Source organism: Burkholderia sp. Bp9140 (genome assembly GCF_003853425.1).
GTDB lineage: Bacteria > Pseudomonadota > Gammaproteobacteria > Burkholderiales > Burkholderiaceae > Burkholderia.
Genome location: NZ_QTPQ01000006.1, coordinates 192,168 through 210,903 on the forward strand (window position 1 = coordinate 192,168; position 18,736 = coordinate 210,903).

At 67.1% G+C, this 18,736-nt stretch carries 17 protein-coding genes and 1 pseudogene; 13 read left to right on the forward strand and 5 right to left on the reverse strand.

Annotation, left to right across the window (positions count from 1 at the left end):
- Nucleotides 1-13 precede the first annotated feature (13 nt).
- On the forward strand, nucleotides 14-340 hold the full coding sequence (locus DIE21_RS07685) for a DUF4148 domain-containing protein (RefSeq protein WP_124497115.1): 327 nt from the start codon (nucleotides 14-16) through the stop codon (nucleotides 338-340).
- A gap of 318 nt (nucleotides 341-658) precedes the next feature.
- On the opposite strand, the gene gcvA is transcribed toward DIE21_RS07685, so the two are convergent.
- A complete protein-coding gene (gcvA, locus tag DIE21_RS07690; protein WP_124497116.1) occupies nucleotides 659-1,561 on the reverse strand; it encodes a transcriptional regulator GcvA in 903 nt (300 codons plus the stop codon).
- A gap of 140 nt (nucleotides 1,562-1,701) precedes the next feature.
- Between gcvA and DIE21_RS07695 the strand changes: the two genes are divergently transcribed.
- A complete protein-coding gene (locus DIE21_RS07695; protein ID WP_124497117.1) occupies nucleotides 1,702-2,997 on the forward strand; it encodes an adenylosuccinate synthase in 1,296 nt (431 codons plus the stop codon).
- A 183-nt stretch (nucleotides 2,998-3,180) separates the two neighbouring features.
- On the forward strand, nucleotides 3,181-4,122 hold the full coding sequence (locus DIE21_RS07700; protein WP_124497118.1) for a LysR family transcriptional regulator: 942 nt from the start codon (nucleotides 3,181-3,183) through the stop codon (nucleotides 4,120-4,122).
- A gap of 324 nt (nucleotides 4,123-4,446) precedes the next feature.
- Here DIE21_RS07700 and DIE21_RS07705 read toward each other — a convergent pair whose 3' ends face one another.
- Nucleotides 4,447-5,160 (reverse strand): dienelactone hydrolase family protein, encoded by a 714-nt coding sequence (locus DIE21_RS07705; protein ID WP_124497119.1) that lies wholly within the window; start codon nucleotides 5,158-5,160, stop codon nucleotides 4,447-4,449.
- 314 nt (nucleotides 5,161-5,474) lie between these two features.
- On the reverse strand, nucleotides 5,475-5,786 hold the full coding sequence (locus DIE21_RS07710) for a DUF4148 domain-containing protein (RefSeq protein ID WP_124497120.1): 312 nt from the start codon (nucleotides 5,784-5,786) through the stop codon (nucleotides 5,475-5,477).
- A gap of 525 nt (nucleotides 5,787-6,311) precedes the next feature.
- Between DIE21_RS07710 and DIE21_RS07715 the strand changes: the two genes are divergently transcribed.
- Together DIE21_RS07715 and DIE21_RS07720 are read left to right on the forward strand one after the other, a co-directional pair.
- Nucleotides 6,312-6,767, forward strand: a complete 456-nt coding sequence (locus DIE21_RS07715) for an antitoxin Xre/MbcA/ParS toxin-binding domain-containing protein (RefSeq protein ID WP_124497121.1) — start codon at nucleotides 6,312-6,314, stop codon at nucleotides 6,765-6,767.
- Nucleotides 6,764-7,249, forward strand: a complete 486-nt coding sequence (locus DIE21_RS07720) for an RES family NAD+ phosphorylase (protein ID WP_124497122.1) — start codon at nucleotides 6,764-6,766, stop codon at nucleotides 7,247-7,249. Before DIE21_RS07715 ends, DIE21_RS07720 begins: the two co-directional genes overlap by 4 nt.
- A gap of 30 nt (nucleotides 7,250-7,279) precedes the next feature.
- Here DIE21_RS07720 and DIE21_RS37670 read toward each other — a convergent pair.
- Nucleotides 7,280-7,414, reverse strand: a pseudogene (locus tag DIE21_RS37670) (site-specific integrase); the annotation flags it as partial.
- A gap of 225 nt (nucleotides 7,415-7,639) precedes the next feature.
- Between DIE21_RS37670 and DIE21_RS07730 the strand changes: the two are divergent.
- The 8 genes from DIE21_RS07730 (at nucleotide 7,640) to DIE21_RS07765 (ending at nucleotide 17,578) form a co-directional block, all read left to right on the forward strand.
- Complete coding sequence (locus DIE21_RS07730; protein ID WP_124497123.1) at nucleotides 7,640-9,628, forward strand: gamma-glutamyltransferase family protein; 1,989 nt, start codon at nucleotides 7,640-7,642, stop codon at nucleotides 9,626-9,628.
- Nucleotides 9,629-9,721: 93 nt separating this feature from the next.
- On the forward strand, nucleotides 9,722-10,144 hold the full coding sequence (locus DIE21_RS07735; protein ID WP_124497124.1) for a hypothetical protein: 423 nt from the start codon (nucleotides 9,722-9,724) through the stop codon (nucleotides 10,142-10,144).
- A gap of 247 nt (nucleotides 10,145-10,391) precedes the next feature.
- Nucleotides 10,392-10,931, forward strand: coding sequence for a hypothetical protein (locus DIE21_RS07740; protein ID WP_124497125.1), 540 nt, complete (start codon nucleotides 10,392-10,394; stop codon nucleotides 10,929-10,931).
- A gap of 259 nt (nucleotides 10,932-11,190) precedes the next feature.
- The gene (locus tag DIE21_RS07745; protein WP_260432340.1) at nucleotides 11,191-11,367 is read left to right on the forward strand and encodes a hypothetical protein; all 177 of its coding nucleotides are present in this window, start codon (nucleotides 11,191-11,193) and stop codon (nucleotides 11,365-11,367) included.
- Between the two features lie 148 nt (nucleotides 11,368-11,515).
- Nucleotides 11,516-12,766, forward strand: a complete 1,251-nt coding sequence (locus DIE21_RS07750; protein ID WP_124497126.1) for a DNA repair exonuclease — start codon at nucleotides 11,516-11,518, stop codon at nucleotides 12,764-12,766.
- Nucleotides 12,767-12,769: 3 nt separating this feature from the next.
- Nucleotides 12,770-16,240: a YhaN family protein gene (locus tag DIE21_RS07755; protein WP_124497127.1), complete on the forward strand. Its 3,471-nt coding sequence runs from the start codon at nucleotides 12,770-12,772 to the stop codon at nucleotides 16,238-16,240.
- 120 nt (nucleotides 16,241-16,360) lie between these two features.
- Nucleotides 16,361-16,885, forward strand: coding sequence for an HD domain-containing protein (locus DIE21_RS07760; RefSeq protein ID WP_124497128.1), 525 nt, complete (start codon nucleotides 16,361-16,363; stop codon nucleotides 16,883-16,885).
- Nucleotides 16,886-16,894: 9 nt separating this feature from the next.
- Entirely contained in the window at nucleotides 16,895-17,578 is a 684-nt protein-coding gene (locus DIE21_RS07765) for a DUF429 domain-containing protein (protein WP_124497129.1), read from the forward strand.
- Nucleotides 17,579-17,757: 179 nt separating this feature from the next.
- Here the strand turns inward: DIE21_RS07765 and DIE21_RS07770 are convergent, their stop codons facing one another.
- On the reverse strand, nucleotides 17,758-18,195 hold the full coding sequence (locus DIE21_RS07770) for an ATPase (protein WP_124497130.1): 438 nt from the start codon (nucleotides 18,193-18,195) through the stop codon (nucleotides 17,758-17,760).
- Nucleotides 18,196-18,736 lie beyond the last annotated feature (541 nt).

Below are 18,736 nucleotides of genomic sequence, written 5' to 3' on the forward strand. Positions count from 1 at the left end.
AGAGAGTTCAGCGATGCGAATCCAGATCAGAAAACTCACGCTGGCTGCTACGGCAGCCGCCTTCCTCTTCGGCTCGGCGGCTCCGGTGTTCGCGCAGACCGACGCCAGTGCACCGGCCGCATCGGCCGCTCAGGATGCGAAGGCCGCGAAGCGTGAAGCGCACAAGGCAGCACGAGCAAAACGCAAAGCCGAACACAAGGCGGCCCGCGCGAAGAATACCGCCGAACTGAAGAAACTCGAAGACGCTGGTTACAAGCCGGCGGCCAACGATCCGAACTATCCGCAGAACCTGCAGAATGCGCAGAAGAAGGCGGGCGAAGCCGCTGGCGCAAGCCAGTAAGCGTCCTCCACGACCCAAACCCCGGCTCGAGCCGGGGTTTGTCGTTTGTGCTGCGAAAACGCGATACGCGTCCGGGCACCGTGCAGGTATCGTATGCGTATTGATTGATTCGGTATCCTGCGTTTCTTGGGTGGGCAAGTCGACATGCACTCTCCATGAATGAACGCGGTGTTCTGCATGTTCATTCAAAAAGGAATCCTACGGAATATAAAAATCGCCGGATGAATCACGAGGCAATAAAACGTTCATGCACGAGCAATACGTGCCGGCGCACGGCGCTCGAAACCCGCACCAACTGATCGGCCGCAGCCGACATGATCAGCGCCGCGCGTCCGCCGCCGCATTCCCCGTCGTTTTCAGCCAGTCCTTGAATGCCCGCACGGCTTCGTCCTCCGCGCGCGCGTCCGCCACGTAGGCGAAATAGCGCCACGGCGGCAGCGCCGGTTCGCTGAACGGTTGTACCAGCCGGCCTTCGGCAATGTCGTCGGCGACGAGCGCGATCGGCCCCATCGCGACGCCGAGGCCGTCGAGCGCGCCTTGCAGCGTCAGATAGAAATGCTCGAGCGTGAGCGAGTGCCGCGGCACCAGATTCGCGTGGCCGGCGGCCGCGAGCCATTCGGGCCACATGCCGGGATAGGTTGCCGCATGCAGCAGCGTGAAGCCGGCGAGATCGGCTGGGGTACGCAGTGGCCGGCCCTCGAGCAGCTTCGGTGCGCACACGGGCAACCGGACTTCGGACAGGAATTCCTCGGCCACGTACCCGTCGATTGCCTGCGGGCCCCCGCGGACGATCAGGTCGACCTTGTCGCGCAACTTCTCGATCGGCTCGTTCGACGTCGACAGCCGCACCTCGATGGCCGGATGGGCAACCTGGAACGACGACAGCTTCGGCACGAGCCAGCGCAGCGAAAACGTCGCGGGCGCGCTGACGCGCAGCACGCGCTGCTGTCCCTGGCCGAAATGCTGCGCGGTGGCGAGCGCGATCCGGTCGAACGATGCGCCGACCTCGGCGAGGTACGCGCGACCGGCATCGGTCAGCTCGACCCGCCGGTTGTGCCGTTCGAACAGCGGCCGGCCGAGCCAGGTCTCCAGTTGCTGTACATGCCGGCTGATCGCGCCATGTGTCACGCACAGCTCGTCGGCGGCAAGCGTGAAACTGCCGAGCCGGGCCGCGGCTTCGAACGCGCGCAGCGAATTCAATGGAGGGAGTCGTCGGGCCATTCGTCGTTTCGCGTGAATTTTACTCACACGGATGCTCAGATTTAATCGTTTGATCGGGCGATCCGGCTCCGCCAATATGGCACACAAACGGCCGATGCGGCCGGAATATGTGTCTGGATTTCTCACATGGAGCATGGAGCATGCCGAACGTGGTGGTAGTGGGCGCCCAATGGGGCGACGAAGGCAAGGGGCGCGTCGTGGACTGGCTGGCGGCGCAGGCCGATCTCGTCGCCCGCTACAACGGCGGCCACAACGCGGGCCATACGCTGGTCGTCGGCGACAAGACGTACAAGCTCGCGCTGCTGCCGAGCGGCATCGTGCGCGGCAAGCGCGGCGTGATCGGCAACGGCGTGGCGCTCGATCCGGAGGCGCTGCTGGCCGAGATCGGGCGAATGGCCGAACTCGGGCTGTCGGTGACGCCGGACAATCTGTCGATCGCGGAGAACGCCACGCTGGTCCTGCCGATTCACCGTGCGATCGACGAGGCACAGGAGCGCCTGCGTCGCGAACCCATCGGCACCACGCTGCGCGGGATCGGGCCGGCGTACGAGGACAAGGTCGGGCGCCGAGGGCTGCGGGTCGCCGATCTGGCGGAACCGGGCCGGCTTGCCGAGAAGCTCGACGTGCTGGTCGATCACCACAATGCATGGTTTCGCGGCCTGGGGCTCGAGCCGTGCTCGCGCGATGCGATGCTGGCAACGCTGCTCGACATCGCGCCGAAGATCCTGCCGTTCGTGCGTCCCGTGTGGGCCGACCTCAACGACGCGAACGACCGCAGCGAGCGCATCCTGTTCGAGGGCTCGCAGGCCGTGATGCTCGACATCGACTGGGGCACGTATCCGTTCGTGACGTCGTCGGGCACCGTCGCATCGGCCGCGGCGGCCGGCACGGGCCTCGGCGCGTCGAAACTCGGCCACGTGCTGGGCGTGACCAAGGCATACGCGACGCGCGTCGGCGGCGGCCCGTTCCTCACCGAACTGAACGACGCCACCGGCGAAACGCTGCGCGCGCGGGGGCAGGAGTTCGGCGTCAACACCGGCCGCCCGCGCCGCTGCGGATGGCTCGATGCCGCGCAGTTGCGGCAGGCCGTCCGGATCTCGGGGATCGATTCGCTCGCGCTCACCAAGCTCGACGTGCTCGACGGCTTCGCGTCGATCGAGCTGTGCGTCGGCTACGCACTCGACGGTGCACGCGTCGACCATCTGCCCGCGAGTCTCGATGCGCAGTCGCGCGCGACACCCGTCTACGAAACCTTCGCCGGATGGGACGGCACCGTGAAGGGCGTGCGCGAGCGTGCGGCGTTGCCGCGTGCCGCGCAGGATTTCATCGCGCGCGTCGAGGCGGTCGCGGACGTGCCCGTGTCGATGATCACGACCGGTGCCGAGCGCGACGACACGATCGTGCTGAGCAACCCGTTCGAGCGGGCCCGAGCGTGACGCGGCACGCGCAATGCGTGCCCGGCGACATGCTTGTCGCGTGAATGAGGGTTCGCCGCTGCGGCACACGGCAAACTGGACACGCCTGCACCGCTGCGGTACTGTTCCGCACAATTCGCGCCAGACCGGACCGTGCCGGGGCGGGCGCCGCTGCAAAGCGATTTCAATCCCGGGGACATGTCGATGGACACGTTACAGATGATGCGCATTTTCTCCCGGGTGGCGGAGGAGGGCAGCTTCACGAGCGCGGCCCAACGCCTGGACATCACCACCGCGTACGCATCGCGTTCGGTCGCGCAACTCGAAACGCACCTGCGTACGCGTCTGCTCAACCGGAGCACGCGCCGCATCGCATTGACCGATGCCGGACAGCGCTATCTCGACCGGTGCCAGCGCATCCTCGCCTATATCGACGAAGCGGAAGCCGAGGCGGCCGACGCGCAGGCGAAGCCGTCAGGGCGGCTGCATGTGCACGCGACGACAAGTTTCGGACAGGCCTACCTGGTGCCCGCGGTCGTGCGATACCGGCAGCGCTACCCGTCGGTGGCGGTCGAGCTCACGCTGTCGCAGCACGTGCCCGACATCATCGACGAAGGCTACGACGTGTCGCTGCAACTGAGCGCGGCGGAATTGCCGGATTCGGGGCTGGTGTCGCAGCGGCTCGGTGATGTGCACAGCGTGCTGTGCGCGTCGCCCGCGTACCTGAAGGAGCGCGGCACGCCGCGCACCGTGCGCGATCTCGAATCACATGCGTGTCTGCAGATCGTCTCGTCGATATTTCCGCGCGACCGCTGGCATCTCGACGGCCCTGACGGTCGCGAGACGTTCGACCTGCCGCTGCCGGATTTCCAGGTCAACATCGCAGACGCGCTCGGCGCCGCGCTGCGCGCCGGCCTCGGGATCGGCTCATTGCCGATGTCGACCGCGGTGCCCGCGCTGGCGAGCGGCGCGCTGGTTCGCGTGTTGCCCGAGTATCGGCTGCAGAAGCTGACGGTCTACACGATGTACGCATCGCGCCAGTACCTCGACGCGAAGATCCGGACGTTCGTCGATTTCCTGCGGGAATGCGTGCCTGAAATGCTGGCCGCCGACGAGGCGGCGCTGCGCGGTTCCTGCGAGTCCTGAGCGCGAGTGGGCAACGTGTGCCGGGTCGATTGACGTGGCACACGTCAGGTCGTTCATGAATCGACGTTGGTCCGTATCAGATACTTCGCATACCGAATTTGATTCTGAAGACGATTCGACGCGACGTCTCCAATCGGTTGCATCGCTCGATGCATGCCCCGCCGGGCGGGCATCCTGCCGAAACGCGTCGACGTCAGCCAGGCGGCGGCGCCGTCGCTCGCGTAGCGAATTCGTACCCGTAAACGACGACGCCACGGATGCAGGTCCGCGGCGTTTTGCATTCCGTGCATCGCTGCACGGCAGCGGCGGGTGCCCGCTGCGGTATTACTGCTGCTTGCCCCAGAGCGTGCGCCCGAAGAACGTGAGCGTGCGATCCCACGCGATCTGCGACCACACCGGATCGAACTGCGTGCCGCCGATGCGGCCGGGGCCGACGGCCGTTTCGTTCGCGAACGCGTGATGCGCGAGATAGCGGTGGAATTCGATGTCGACCTTCGCATCGGTCAGCTTCTTCTCCAGCGCATCGACCTGGTCGATCGTGAAGAACGCATCCTGCGTACCCCAGTGACCTATCAGCGGCACCTTGATCTTCGATGGATCGAGGTAGTCGAGCGGAGGGAAGCCGTACCACGTGACGCCGGCATCCGCATCGGCGAACTGCAGCGACAGCAGCGTGAGTGCGCCGCCCATGCAGAAACCGGTGACCGCCACGCGCGACGCGCGCGACTTCAGGTATTGCACCGCGCCGGGTATGTCCTGCGACGCGGCGTCGCCGAAATCGAGGCCGGTCATCAGGTGATGGGCTTCTTCCTCCTCGACCGTCGACTTGCCGCGATACAGGTCGGGCACGAGCGCGAAGTAGCCGCAGCGCGCGAGGCGATCGGCGACGCCGCGGATCTGGTCATTGAGACCCCACCACTCCTGGATGACGACGACCGCGGGTGCACCTTCGGTCTTTTCCGGCGTGGCGAGGTAGCCCTGCAGTTCCTGGCCGTCCGGGCGGCGAAACGTGATCATGGAACCGGATGTTTGAGACATGAAACCGCTCCTTGTCGAAAAATGCGATGAGTGCGGCATCGGGTCGGCCAGCGAGTGCGGTATGCCCCGGTGGCTCGAGGCTTCGCTCGCGTTCGCTTCGGCCGGCGCCGACCACGCGGCCATTCTATGCGCAAACGCCGGCGGTCTGCGTGAACGGTGCGAGGCGGCGGCCGATTCGCGCTCGCGGATCGATCGCGCTTCGTGCACCGCGCATGTCGCATGCACCGAAAACGCAACACCCCGCCCCCGATGAACGGGAGCGGGGTGTTGCGTCGGCAGCGGGCGTATCGCGGATCGCGTCGCGTGCGGCGGTCTTACTGACCGAAATAGACCGAGTCGCGAGTGTTCTGCTTGACCGCGATCGCGCGGCCTGCGCGTACGCCGGCGGCGGCCTGCGCGCCGTAACCCGTTGCGTCGCTGTTTGTCACCCTTGCCTGCGCGGTCTGCAGTGCATTCGGATAGTGGACGTCGGACACTTCCGGCTTGTACCCGGCCTGTTCGAGCTGGACGAGTTCTGAGCGGACCTGGGCGCGCGTCAGTTGGCCCGACGGGTTCGACTGAGCGAATGCGCCAAACGATGCGGACAGGGCGGTGGCAGCGGCGATTGCGTAGATGGACGACTTCATGATGACCTCCGGTTTTCGTAGATTTCGCGCTTCGCTTGTTGCGTCGAGCGGTTGATTGCATCGTAGCGATCGCGATACCGGTCGGAAATAGCCGTTCCAGCGAATAATTATTGCAACTGGGTAAACGATTCGCGGGGAAAGCGGAGGTTTTGTCTGATGATTTCGGGCGTGGCGGATTGTCGTCACGCGTATCGCATCATTCCTCGACAACCGCCCGTCCGATCGTCGGCGTAGGCCGGCTGATCGGGTTCCAGTTTGCCGGTGGTTATTCATTAGAAAAATTGTTACGTGACAACCACATGACGTCAGCGAGTGACGTTATATGCTGGATTTCGCCATCCCCGCACCAGGGCGAATCTTCGATTCGCACCAATCCCGACAATGCGTGACGGGACGGGACGGGGCGGCGAGCGGAAGCCGTTCCGCCGACACTCGCAACCGAGCGTCATCGAACCGCCGACGACTCGATCCACCAGCATTCGGCAAAACGCCTATAATGATTGGGCAAATTGCCGGAGAAGAATCATGAGCACGATCGCGTTTCACCCTTCGGGCGTCGCGCATCCGCGTCAGGCCGAATTCACGATACTCGAGCAACTGCTCGCGATTCGCGTGCGCTCGGGCGCCGATCTCGCCGAGCTGGCGAGCGCGCGTGTCGACGTCGCGGTGATCGATCGGCTGTCGGAGCGCGGCCTGAAGTCGGACGAACTCGCCTTCATCATTCCGCGGCGCACGCTGAGCCATCGCCGCCAGGCGCATGAGCGCCTGTCGCCGGAGGAGTCCGACAAGGCGATCCGGCTGGCGCGTATCGTCGCGCAGGCGACGGCCACGTTCGGCGACCAGGACAAGGCGATGGCGTGGCTGCGCAACGGGCTCCAGCGCTTCGGCGGCCGCACGTCGCTCGACATGTCGAGCACCGAGCACGGCGCGCGACTCGTCGAAGAAGTCCTCACGCAGATCGACGAGGGGTACTTCGCTTGACGACGCTGTGGCGAATCAGCAATTACGCCGACCTGAAAGGCATCGGCGGATTGCGGGCCGGCGGGCGCTGGCATTTTGCCGGGCAGCCCGTCGTCTACCTCGCCGAGCATCCGGCGCTCGCGCTGCTCGAGACGCTCGTTCATTTCGAAATCGCCACCGTTGCGCAATTGCCGAGCGGATACCAGTTGCTGCGCGTCGAGGTGCCTGAGTCGGTGGACGTTGCCGAGATCGCGGAAGGCGATGCACCGGCCGACTGGCGAGAGAACGTCGACTGGACCCGCAGCGCCGGCACCGAGTGGCTGCACACGCAGCCGAGCGCGCTGCTGCGCGTACCGAGCGTCGTCGTGCCGCACGCGCACAACTTCCTGTTGAATCCGCTGCACCCGGCCGCATCGGACATCCGCATCGCGGAAGTCATGCAGTCACCGTACGACAGCCGGATTCTGCGGCTGATCCAGCCGAACAAGCGCGAACGGGGCTGATCGGCGGCATCGCGTACACGACGCCGCCCCGCGTTCGCGCGCGGCGCGATCCGCGGCCGCATCGGGCGCCGGCGTCTGCCGGATTCGCGTGACCGTTCGCGCGCTGGCGAGGCCAGGCATCGCGCTGACATCGGCATGCGCAAGGCCGTCGAGCAACCGGCCGCGCGGGCAATCACGCCGTCAATGCGCGGTATGCGTCTCGGCATTTCCCTCGAGAGGATCGCGAGCCGGTTCAATCACGTTGCATGCACAACTGCCGGTTACCTCGCCCCATTCCCTTGTTGCGCAAAAAAATCCGTTCGTGGGACTATCGATCGCATCACCCGCCCGCCGAGGGGGCGCAGGCAGCGTGACGCACATCGCAACGACCGACAAGAATCCCGAGAGACTATGAACCGAACAGCGATTTTCCCGTACGTGTCCGCATTGGTCGCGGCCGTCCTGATGACGGCGTGCGGCAGTGACGAAATCGAAAACAGCGCAGGCGCCACGTCGTCTCCCGTATCCGACGCGAGCTGCCTCGCGATCGACAACAGCGGCTCGACGGTCGTCGTGGGCTCGAACCAGCCGGGCGATCCGTCGCTGCCTGAAGCATCGTCCGGTTACCGCACCGGCATGAAACCCGTCCATGCGAAGACGTACCTGGTGGCGACCTCGAATGCGTTTGCGAGCGCGGCCGGTTGCGCGGTGCTGAAGCGGGGCGGCACGGCCGCCGATGCGGCCGTCGCCGTGCAGGCCGTGCTCGGCCTGACGGTGCCCGAGGCGACCGGCCTCGGCTCGGGCGGCGTGCTGCTCTACTACGACGCGCGCGGCAAGACGCTGCAGGCGTACGACGGACGGGAAACGGCGCCGGCCGCGGCAACGGAGAACTACCTGCGCTACGTCGACGACCGGAACGACCAGTCGGCGCCGCAACCGAACGCGCGCGCAAGCGGCCGTTCGATCGGCACGATCGGCGTACCGCGGCTCATCGAGTCGTTGCAGCAGGATCACGGCAAGCTGCCATGGCAGGGGCTGTTCGGCGATGCGATCACGCTCGCGACCAACGGCTTCCCGATCGGCGGCCGGCTGGCCGATGCGATTGCGTTGAACGCCGCGAACCTGAAGCGCGATCCCGAGGCCGCCGCGTATTTCCTGAATGCGGACGGCACGCCGAAAACGCTCGGCACCGTGCTGAAGAACCCGGCTTACGCGCACACGCTGACGCTGATGGCACAGTCCGGCGCGAACGCGCTGTACACGGGACAGATCGCGCAGGACATCGTCGCGAAGATCGCGACGACGCAGGGCGCCGACGGCTCGACGATCACGCCGGGCAAGACGACCGTCGCCGACCTGGCCGCGTACCAGGCGAAGCGTCGCGAACCCGTGTGCACGACCTATCGCAGCTACTGGGTATGCGGGATGCCGCCGCCGTCGTCGGGCGGTATCGCGGTCGCGTCGGCGCTCGGCATCCTCGAGAACTTCGACCTGGCGCCGCTGAAGCCCACGGCGATCGATCTCGAAGGCGGCAAGCCGACCGTCGCCGGCGTGCACCTGATCACCGAAGCCGAGCGTCTCGCGTATGCCGATCGCGACAAGTACGTGGCCGATACGGATTTCGTGCCGCTGCCGGGCGGCACGTGGGACACGCTGCTGAACAAGCCGTACCTGAAGTCGCGCGCCGCATTGATCGACACGAGCCGCAGCATGGGCACCGCGCAGCCCGGCAATTTCGGCGCGGTGCCGCTCGGCGTCGACACGACGCTGATCGAACACGGCACGAACCAGTTCACGATCGTCGATGGCGAGGGCAGCGTGTTGAGCGCGACGACGACCGTCGAGTCGAGCATGGGCTCGTTCCACATGACCCACGGCTTCCTGCTGAACAACCAGCTGACCGATTTCTCGGCGAATCCGGTCGACAGTGCCGGCAATCCGGTGGCGAACCGCGTGCAGCCGGGCAAGCGGCCGCGCAGCTCGATGGCGCCGACGATCGTGTTCGGCAAGGCGGCGGACGGCTCGCGTGGCGATTTCGTGATGGCTACCGGTTCGCCGGGCGGCGGCACGATTCCGCAATACGTGGTGAAGACGCTCGTCGGCGCGCTCGACTGGGGGCTCGATGCGCAGCAGTCCGCGGGCCTCGTCGACTTCGGCGCGAGCAACAGCCCGACGACGAACATCGGCGGCGAGCATCCGAACGTCGCCGCGTCGAACAACGGCGCGAACGATCCGCTGATCACGGGGCTCGTCGCGCTCGGGCACAAGGTATCGACGTCGGCGCAGGCGAGCGGCGTCAACACCGTGATGCGCGTGACGGTCGGACAGTCGCCCGCGCTGCAGGGCGGTACCGATCCGCGTCGCGAAGGCGTCGTGCTCGGCGACACATTCAGGCCGTAAGCGCACGTGTCGGAGGAGGGCGTGCGGCTCCGGTCTGCCGGTAGCGGCGGACGCGGTGCCGTGCATCGCCGATGCGGAACATGAAAGCGGCGCATGGCAGCAAGGATCGACGAACAGAACGGCCACGCATCGTGGCAAGGGGCCACCGTGACGAACGCGCATCTGCTTGAAATGGATGCAATCCTGTCCAGTCCGGGATTTTTCGATTTCCTCGGCGATGTCGATTGCGATCGCGTGCTGGCCAGCCGCGACGCGGCGCCGTTCGATGCCTGCTGGATGACGGCGTTCGACGAAGTCGATGGCGATCCGGGGGCCGCGCTCGACAAGCCGGCCGTGGATGCGCTCAGGGAAAAGGCGTTCAGGCTCGCGTTCCGGGCATCGGGGAATGTGGACATCGCGGCGTGCGTGTCCGACGACATCGACCTGATCGCGAGAAGCCGGTTGTCGGGCCGCACCGACGGTTGGCCGACCTGCGTCCTTTGGGATGCCTACAGGAACGGTCGCTTTCCCTGCTAGCCGATGCGTTGTGCCGGGCGCGCCGATGCATGGCATCGGGCGACGCCAATCACGCGCCGGTCGCGATGTTTGTCAAACAGTGTGAGTCAATCGTCAGCATTTGCAACCGAAGTAACAGTCCCCGCAATTCGATCGTTTTGGACGTCGGCGCCGCTACATTAGCTCCACCTGCCGCACGTCGCGGTGAGGCATGCGACCAGCCGCACGAAGGCGGCCCGCAGCAACAACGTCTTTGGGGAGAATGACCATGAACAAGATTCGCACGATCCTGCTTGGTGCCGCGCTGACGGCAATCGCATCGGCTGCTTTCGCACAAACGGCGCAGACGGGCGCAGAGGGTTCCGCCGGTGTCGGCGCACAAGTCCAGACGCCGCTGCTCGGCGGCGGCGTGGGCGTGCAGGCCGGTGCGGGCGCGAATGCCGCGGGCTCGGGTTCGGGCGCAGGCAACCTCGTCGGCGGTGCGCTGCAGGGCGCCGGCAAGACGGTCGGCGGCGTCGGCTCGGCGGCCGGCAACGCGGTCGGTGGCGCGACGCAAGCAGTCGGCTCGGCTGCCGGTTCGGCGAAGGATGCCGCGGCATCGGCGGTGCACGCGACGAAGTCGCACGTGAAGCACGTCGCGAACTCGGCGAAGAGCCACGCGCAAGGTGCGGTGTCGACGGCGGGTGAGGTTGCCGGCGGCGCGAAGGCGAAGGCCGGCGAAGCGCTCGAGGGCGCGACGAACTCGGTGCAGGGCGGCGCATCGGTTGGCGTGAAGGGTTCGGCGTCGGCACAAGGCGGCGCGCAGTAAGCGATACGCTTCCCGCGAAAGCCCGGTCCGCTTCGATGCGGGCCGGGCTTTTTTACTGATGCGCCGCGCATCGTGACCGGGTGCGTGTGCCGCGGACCGAAACGGGCGGCCGCGCACCCTCTGCCCATTGCCTGCCCGCCATGCTTAAATAGCGGGGCTCCCGGTCGCCGGGCCGCCCTCACGACGACACCGGTCCAGGCAAGCATGTCCGATCGGCAGCAAGAGCCGCGATGAAGTCGCGGCGTTTCACTTCGCGTCGGTGCCCGACAGCTACGTCGCGAATTCGAAGTACGGCGATACGGCGAACGTCGGAGTGATCGGTGTTGCATTGTTCGCGCAGAAGGGAAGCGACGAGGAAGCGCTGCGTCGCAATGCGAATCCGTTCCCGGGCAACGACAACGGTTTTGCGCCGCCGCCCGTGCCGCGCGGCGAGTGACGCGCGCGGGACGAACAGCGCGGTCGTCGGGGTGCCGGGCCGTGCGCATGCGCGGCGTCCGCTTTCAGGTACCATCCCGACCCGCAGGCGACGGGCGGCCGTGCCCGGCGTTCGACAGCGCCCTTCGTCATGAAACAGAGGAATCTTCGTGAAGTTCATCCACGCGGCAGACATTCACCTTGACAGCCCGTTGCACGGCCTGAGCGCGTATCCCGACGCGCCGGCCGCGCAGTTGCGCAACGCCTCGCGCGAGGCGCTGCGGCAGCTCGTGGATCGTGCGATCGAAGAGGAGGTTGCGTTCCTCGTGATTGCCGGCGACCTGTACGACGGCGACTGGAAGGACCACAACACCGGCATTTTCTTCGGCCAGCAGATGGGCCGCTTGCGCAAGGCCGGGATTCGCGCATTCGTGCTCGGCGGCAATCACGACGCCGAAAGCGAGATGACGAAGAAGCTGACCTTGCCCGACAACGTCACCGTGTTCGGCCACCGCAAGCCGGAAACCCATCGGCTGCCGGAATTCGACGTGGCGCTGCACGGGCAGAGCTTCAAGGACAAGGCCGTCGTCGACAATCTCGCGATCGGCTATCCGGATCCCGTGCCGGGCTGCTACAACATCGGCGTGCTGCACACCGCGCTCGAAGGCTATGCGGCGCATGCGAACTATGCGCCGTGCACGCTGGCGGAACTGCACGTGAAAGGCTACGACTACTGGGCGCTCGGCCACGTGCACGAATTCCAGCAATGGTCGGGGCCGTCGACCGTCGTGTTTCCCGGCAACCTGCAGGGTCGTCATATCCGCGAGACGGGCCGGCGCGGCGCGGTGCTCGTGACGGTCGAGCAGGGTCGCACGCACGTCGAGCGCCTGTACCTCGACGTGCTGCGCTGGGAAGCCGTATCGGTCGACGCGTCCGACTGCTTCACGGTCGCCGACCTGTCGAGAAAGATCGGCCAGTCGCTGGAGGCGCTGTTGAGCGTCGATGGCCACGTGCCGCGCGCGGTGCGCGTGACGGTCACGGGACGTACGTCCGCGCACGGTCTCTTTTTCGGCCGCGCGCCGCAATTGCGCGCGGAGGTGCTGAACCAGATCGGCATCATCGGCAACGAACGGCTGTGGCTGGAGAAGGTCCGGCTCGCGACGTCCGCGCCCGAGCAGCCGCGGGGCGAGAGCGAGCAGCTCGAGGCGCTGGAGGACCTGAAGCAGATCCTGGCCGACGCCGCACACGATCCGGACTTCCTCGCGCTGCTCGAGCGCGACCTGAAGCCGTTCGTCGGCAAGGTGCGCAGTGACGTGAAGGAGGAGGTGCCGCTGCTGACGATGGCGCGCGCCGGCGAACTCACGGCGCTGGTCGAGCAGGTCGGCCCCGCGTTGCTCGCGCGGCTGGCGAGGGGGGAATAAGCGATGCGCATCAGCCAGCTCGATCTGATCAAGTACGGCAAGTTCACCGACGAGACGCTGCGTTTTCCGTCGGCCGGCCAGGATTTCCACGTGATCGTGGGGCCGAACGAGGCCGGCAAGTCGACGATCCGGACGGCCGTGTCGGAACTGCTGTTCGGGATGAAGCTGCAGACGCCGCTCGACTTCCTGCATGCGACGCCCGAACTGCGGATCGGCGGCGTGCTGGACGGCGGTGCCGGCGCGCTCGCATTTCATCGTGCCCGCGGGCGCAGCCCGTTGCGCACGCCCGCCGACGACAAGCTGCCGGACAACTATCTCGACGCCATCCTCGACGGCGCGACGCGCGAGTTCTTCGAGCAGATGTTCGGGCTCGACCATGCGCGGCTCGTCGACGGCGGCCGGAGCATACTCGACGCGTCCGACAAGCTCGGCCAGGTGCTGTTCGAATCGGCGGCGGGTGTCGGCACGCTCGGGCCCGTGCGCGAGGAACTCGACGCGCGCTCGGGCGAGCTGTGGGCGCCGCGACGCAGCGGCAGCGCGTTCGCGCAGGCCGAGACTTCGTTCAACGAAGCGGTCGGCGAACTGAAGGCGGTCCAGGTGCGCACGCGCGACTGGGTCGATCGCAAGGAGGCGCGCGATGCGGTCGAGCAGGAGATCGAGCAGGCGCGCGCGGAGCAGCGCCGCCTTGAAGCGCTGCGCTCGAAGCTCGAGCGCGTGCGGCGGCTGGCGCCGTACCTGAAGGAATTGACGATCAAGGAAGCGGCGCTTGCCGAACTGGGCGCCGTCGTCGAGTTGCCGCCGACCGCGTATGCGGACCTGCTGAAAGCGCAAGGCGATCTCGCGGCCGAACAGAAGGTGCTCGAGGAGCGCCGTGCGGACCTGCTCGCGAAACGGCAGGCGCGCGATGCGATCGATCCGGATGTCGACGCGCTGGCGCTCGAAGGTGACATCGAGGCGCTCGACCGGTTGCGCGGCGCATGCATGAATCACGCACAGGATCTGCTGTTGCTCGGTGCGGACGTCGAGCGGCATCTGTCCGCCGCCGGTTCCGCTGCCGCTCAGCTCGGCTGGCCGACCGACGAGGCGTCGCTGCGCGCGGCATTGCCGACCGCGCTGTCGCTGAAGACGGTCGCGAACCAGTTGCGCGACCACGGCGCGCTGCATCAGGCATTGGCAGGCGCGCGCGAATCGCTCGCCGAGCGCACGCAGGAACTCGCGCAGGCGCAGGAACAACTGGCGCGCCTGCCGACGGTCGATGTGCCGGAAGTGCTTCGTGCGGCGCTCGCCGATGCGCAGGGCTTCCGCAACAGCGGTCAGCGCGAACAGGCGCTCGAGCGCGACATCGCTGCCGCCGAGCGCATGCTCGCCGACGCGCTCGATGCACTCGGCCAGTGGCGCCAGCCGGTCGACGCGCTGCGCGTGCTCGATGTGCCGTCGGCGGCGCGGCTCGGCGCGCTGCTCAACGAAGCAAGCGAGCGCGCGAGTGCGGCGGCGGCCGCACGCGATGCACGGGACGTCGCGCAGGAAGAACACGAGCGGCTCGAATTGCAGGAGAAGCATTTCGCGGAAACCCACAAGGTCGTCACGACCGCTGAAGTACTGGCGGCGCGCGCGCGTCGCGACGGTGCGTGGGGCGACATCCGCAGCGGCGCGGTCGAGCTTGCAACGGGTGCGCCGGCCGTCGACGATGCGATTCGCCTCGCCGACGAACTCGTCGATGCGCAGCTCGGCGCCACGCAAGCGGCGGCGACGCTGCAATCGCTGCGTCAGCAGGTCGAGTCCGCGCGCACCGTGCTGACGCGCCGGCAGGCGGCAATGGACGAGCGTGAGCGCGAGCGGGCCGCGCATCGCGACGCGTGGTCCGAACTGGCGACCACGGCCGGCGTGCCCGGCATGCCGCTGGCGGCGATGGGAGACTGGCTCGCGAAGCGCGACGCGGTGTTTGCCGCGCAGCTCGAGCTTGACCGCCAGCGCCGCGAATTCGCGACGATCCGCGATGCGCGGGCCGGCGCGGAAACCGCGTTGCGTGCGGCGCTGCGCCAAGTATCGCGCGGCAGCGACGCCGACGGTCTGGCGGCACTCATCGCGATCGCCGAGACGTTCGTGCAATCGGCCGAGAAGGCGCGCGCGCAGAAGGACAGCCTCGAGGAGCGCGCGCGCGAAGCCGAACGCGGATGCGCGACGGCCCGTTCACGCGCCGGCCAGGCCCAGACCGCCTACGATGCGTGGCACGCGCAATGGCGCGACGCGCTCGCCGACGCGAAGCTGTCCGCGAACGCGGTGACGCTGGCGGCGGCGGAAGGGGCGCTCGGGCTCGCGAATGCGGTGACGGCCGAACTGGCCGACGCCGATGCGCCGCGCAACCGGATGGCCGCGATCCGTGCCGAGCTGGCTGCGCTCGAGGCAGGCGCGCGGCGGCTGGCCGAAGCGCTCGAGCCCGCATGGCTGGCGAGCGGCGACTGGCTGGACGTTGCGCGCCGGTTGACGATGCGGGTGGCGGCCGCACGGGAAACCGCGCGCGCGATCGGGCGTGCCGACGAGGCGGTGCGGCAGGCCGACGGCAAGGTCGCCGACGCGGCCGCCGCGGTGGCGGGTGCGGATGCGCGCATTCAGCCGTTGCTGCAACTGGCCGGCGTCGTGTCAGTCGACGCGGCGCTGCCGCTGGCCGAGCGGTCGGATCGGCAGCGCCAGCTTCGGCAGGCCGTCGATGCCGCGAAGGAGGCGCTGGTGCGCGACGGCGACGGGTTGTCCCAGGCGGCCGTCGAGACCGAGGTCGCGGAACAGGACATCGCCGACGTGCCCGCGCATCTCGAAGCGGTGAAGCAGTCGCTCGGCGACGTCGGCAAGCGCCTGAACGCGCTCGCGCAGCAGCAGGTCGTCGCCCAGCAGGCGTTCGGCGCGATCGACGGCCAGGCGAACGCGGCCGTGGCCGAGGCGAAGCGGCAGGAAGCGCTGGCCGCGATGGGCGACGCGGCCGAACAGTATCTGGAAGCGGCGACCGCGAGCCGTCTGCTGAAGTGGGCGACCGATCGCTATCGCGACCAGAAGCAGGGGCCGATGCTGCGCCGGGCGGGCGAGATTTTCGCGGGGCTCACGCTCGGCGAATTCGCGCGGCTGACCGTCGACACCGAACGGACGCCGCCCGCGCTGTACGCGCGGCGCACGAAGGGCACGTCGGTCGAAGTCGCCGGCCTGAGCGAAGGGACGCGCGATCAGCTGTTCCTCGCGCTGCGGATCGCGGCGCTCGAACTGCAGCTCGCCAGCCGGACCGGGCTGCCGTTCGTTGCCGACGATCTGTTCATCAACTTCGACGATGCGCGCGCGAAGGCGGGGCTCGAGGCGCTGCGCGATCTGTCGACGCGGACCCAGGTGCTGTTCCTGACGCACCACGATCACCTGCTGCCGCTCGTGCGGGACGTGTTCGGCGCGCAGGTCAACGTGGTCGCGCTGCAGCGCGAGGCGGCCGGCGCATGACGCCGGGCGGCTCGATGTTCCAATACGTGGGAATGGTCATCGCGTACAGGTAGTATGTGCGGTTCCGAAACGCACGCGACCGGTTCGGCCGGTCGCGGTCCGGCCACACGAGGGATCAACATGAACAAGCTGGTAGCTGCCATCGCGTTCGCGGCGGACAAGCATCGCAATCAACGGCGCAAGGACGACGAGGCGTCGCCGTACATCAACCATCCGATCGCGCTGGCCGATGTGCTGGCCAACGAAGCCGGCATCGAGGACGAGCGCGTGATCGTCGCGGCGGTGTTGCACGACACGATCGAGGATACGGAGACCACCGAGCAGGAACTGCTGCGGCTGTTCGGCAAGGACGTCGCGGACATCGTGATGGAAGTCACCGACGACAAGGCGCTGCCGAAGGACGAGCGCAAGCGGCTGCAGGTCGAGCATGCGGCGAGCATCAGCCGGCGCGCGAAGCTCGTGAAGCTGGCCGACAAGATCTGCAACCTGCGCGACATCGCGCGGCATCCGCCCGCGGACTGGCCGCTCGAGCGCAAGCAGGCGTACTTCGACTGGGCGAAGTCGGTTGTCGACCGGATGCGCGGCGTGCATCCCGGCCTGGAAGGGATCTTCGATGCCGCGTACGACGCGCGGCCGGCGGACTGACGCGCAGCCATGCAGGCGGCCCGATCCCGATCCGTCGTGCGGTCATCGCCTGCGGTGGCGGGCGTCGACGTGGGCGGCGACAAGAAGCAATGCGATCTCGTGATCCTGCGCGGCTCGACGATCGTCTGCCGCGAGGCGCGGATCGCACCCGAAGCGCTGCCTTCGCTGTGTATCGAGCATGACGTGGTGGCCGTCGGCGTCGATGCGCCGAGCCTGTGGTGGACGGGAGGCGGGCGCCGCGCGGCCGAGCAGGCGCTCGCGCGTGAACGGATCTCGTGCTTTCCGACGCCGTCGCGCGAGCAGGCCGTGGCGAGCCCGTCGGGCTTCTTCGACTGGATGTTCATGGGCGAGCGCGTCTACCGCGCGCTGACGGATGCCTATCCGCTGCTCACCGACGCACGGTATGCCGGCGGGCGCGTGAGCTTCGAAACCTATCCGTACGCGATTACCTGCGCGATGCTCGGCAAGGCGATTGCGTCGGCGAAGCAGAAACGCAACCAGCGCCGGCAATTGCTGGCGCAACTCGGGATCGACGTGTCGACACTGCGCTCGGTCGACGCGCGGGACGCCACGCTGTGCGCGTTGACCGCGCAATACGTGATCGACGGAAACGCGCACGCGTATGGCGATGCGGAGGGCGGGTATATCCGTGTGCCGATCGTCGGCGAGACGATCGTGCTCGATACGCTCTAGTCAGGGGCCGCGGCTGGATGCTACCCGTGAATCCGTGACGGCGAGGTGAGCTTTTTCGGGAGACGTATCGGACTGTCGGCGTCAGGGTGTCGAGCAGTGGCAGCCGGTCGGCATGTGCGAAGCCGGTGGCGTGCGCAACATATGCAGTCGATGCAACGTACGCCTCCCGGCCGTGATGCTCAGTCTTCGAGAATGGACTTCGGCACGCTGGAGAGATCGCAAGCGTCCGCTTGCTCGAAATAGGCGTGCGAATCGTCGATCATCACGACCGCGACGTCGATCAGTTCGTCGAGCCGCTGCAGCAGCGATTCGCGCCACTCGATGTCCTCGTCGCGCTCGGGCGTCTTGTCGAGCTGCTCGATGATCGAATCGGCCGTCTGCAGGAACGGGATCGCCTGCTGATAGTTTTCGATCGAGACCAGCGCGGCGTTGCGTGCGCCGACCAGCCGTTCGCGATGCTCGTCCGCCAGTTCGGACTCGCCGCTGATGCGCGGCAGGACATCCGAGATGCGTTGCAGAAGCGGCGGGACCTGTTCCTCCAGCATGACGGCGCGCTCGCGCAGCACCGCATATTCGTCGCGAAGATCGGTGTCGCCGGATTGAGTGGTGCTGTCCATCGTTGGTTGGTGTGAGTGCGTTGTTCGATCGCGGCATGATACTCGACGGCGTGCGCCCCTTTGTTTGTTCCGCAGTGTGGTGACTGGCGCGGGGCAGATGCGGAGCGTGGTCGAACAGAAGGTGGTGGCGATTTTCTATATAGGTGGAAAGTAGGACTCGCGTCGGATCCGTCGCGGGCTTCTCGCGCCGCAGTCCGTAGAGCGCCACACCCCAGCCCCCGTGCGCGGCAGCGCACGGGGGCTTTTTCAAAATATTTTCACAAAGGGGGTTGCGGAGACGGTGGCGGGTGCATAGAATCACGCCTCTTTCGCGCTAACGGAAACGCGGCGCGGGGGAAGAAGGGAAGTGGTGCTGTCGGGTTGGCGGTAGGGACCCGGGCGGCACAGGAAGTTGAACCCCGGTCGTCGCAACGAAGCAGTGTAAAAAGTTGTTGACGAGCCAAGAAAGACGGTTCATAATCTTCCTTCTCTGCTGCTGAAAACGCAGCGCTGCTGAGAAACACGAAGTTTCTCGCAGAAATGCTCTTTAAAAATTAACAGC

Coding starts and splice junctions, on each gene's coding strand:
- DIE21_RS07695 (WP_124497117.1), top strand. CDS start 1,702: ATGCCGAACGTGGTGGTAGTGGGCGCCCAATGGGGCGACGAAGGCAAG.
- DIE21_RS07685 (WP_124497115.1), top strand. CDS start 14: ATGCGAATCCAGATCAGAAAACTCACGCTGGCTGCTACGGCAGCCGCC.
- DIE21_RS07735 (WP_124497124.1), top strand. CDS start 9,722: ATGGCAGCAAGGATCGACGAACAGAACGGCCACGCATCGTGGCAAGGG.
- DIE21_RS07760 (WP_124497128.1), top strand. CDS start 16,361: ATGAACAAGCTGGTAGCTGCCATCGCGTTCGCGGCGGACAAGCATCGC.
- DIE21_RS07770 (WP_124497130.1), bottom strand. CDS start 18,195: ATGGACAGCACCACTCAATCCGGCGACACCGATCTTCGCGACGAATAT.
- DIE21_RS07730 (WP_124497123.1), top strand. CDS start 7,640: ATGAACCGAACAGCGATTTTCCCGTACGTGTCCGCATTGGTCGCGGCC.
- DIE21_RS07705 (WP_124497119.1), bottom strand. CDS start 5,160: ATGTCTCAAACATCCGGTTCCATGATCACGTTTCGCCGCCCGGACGGC.
- gcvA (WP_124497116.1), bottom strand. CDS start 1,561: ATGGCCCGACGACTCCCTCCATTGAATTCGCTGCGCGCGTTCGAAGCC.
- DIE21_RS07755 (WP_124497127.1), top strand. CDS start 12,770: ATGCGCATCAGCCAGCTCGATCTGATCAAGTACGGCAAGTTCACCGAC.
- DIE21_RS07715 (WP_124497121.1), top strand. CDS start 6,312: ATGAGCACGATCGCGTTTCACCCTTCGGGCGTCGCGCATCCGCGTCAG.
- DIE21_RS07765 (WP_124497129.1), top strand. CDS start 16,895: ATGCAGGCGGCCCGATCCCGATCCGTCGTGCGGTCATCGCCTGCGGTG.
- DIE21_RS07740 (WP_124497125.1), top strand. CDS start 10,392: ATGAACAAGATTCGCACGATCCTGCTTGGTGCCGCGCTGACGGCAATC.
- DIE21_RS07700 (WP_124497118.1), top strand. CDS start 3,181: ATGGACACGTTACAGATGATGCGCATTTTCTCCCGGGTGGCGGAGGAG.
- DIE21_RS07710 (WP_124497120.1), bottom strand. CDS start 5,786: ATGAAGTCGTCCATCTACGCAATCGCCGCTGCCACCGCCCTGTCCGCA.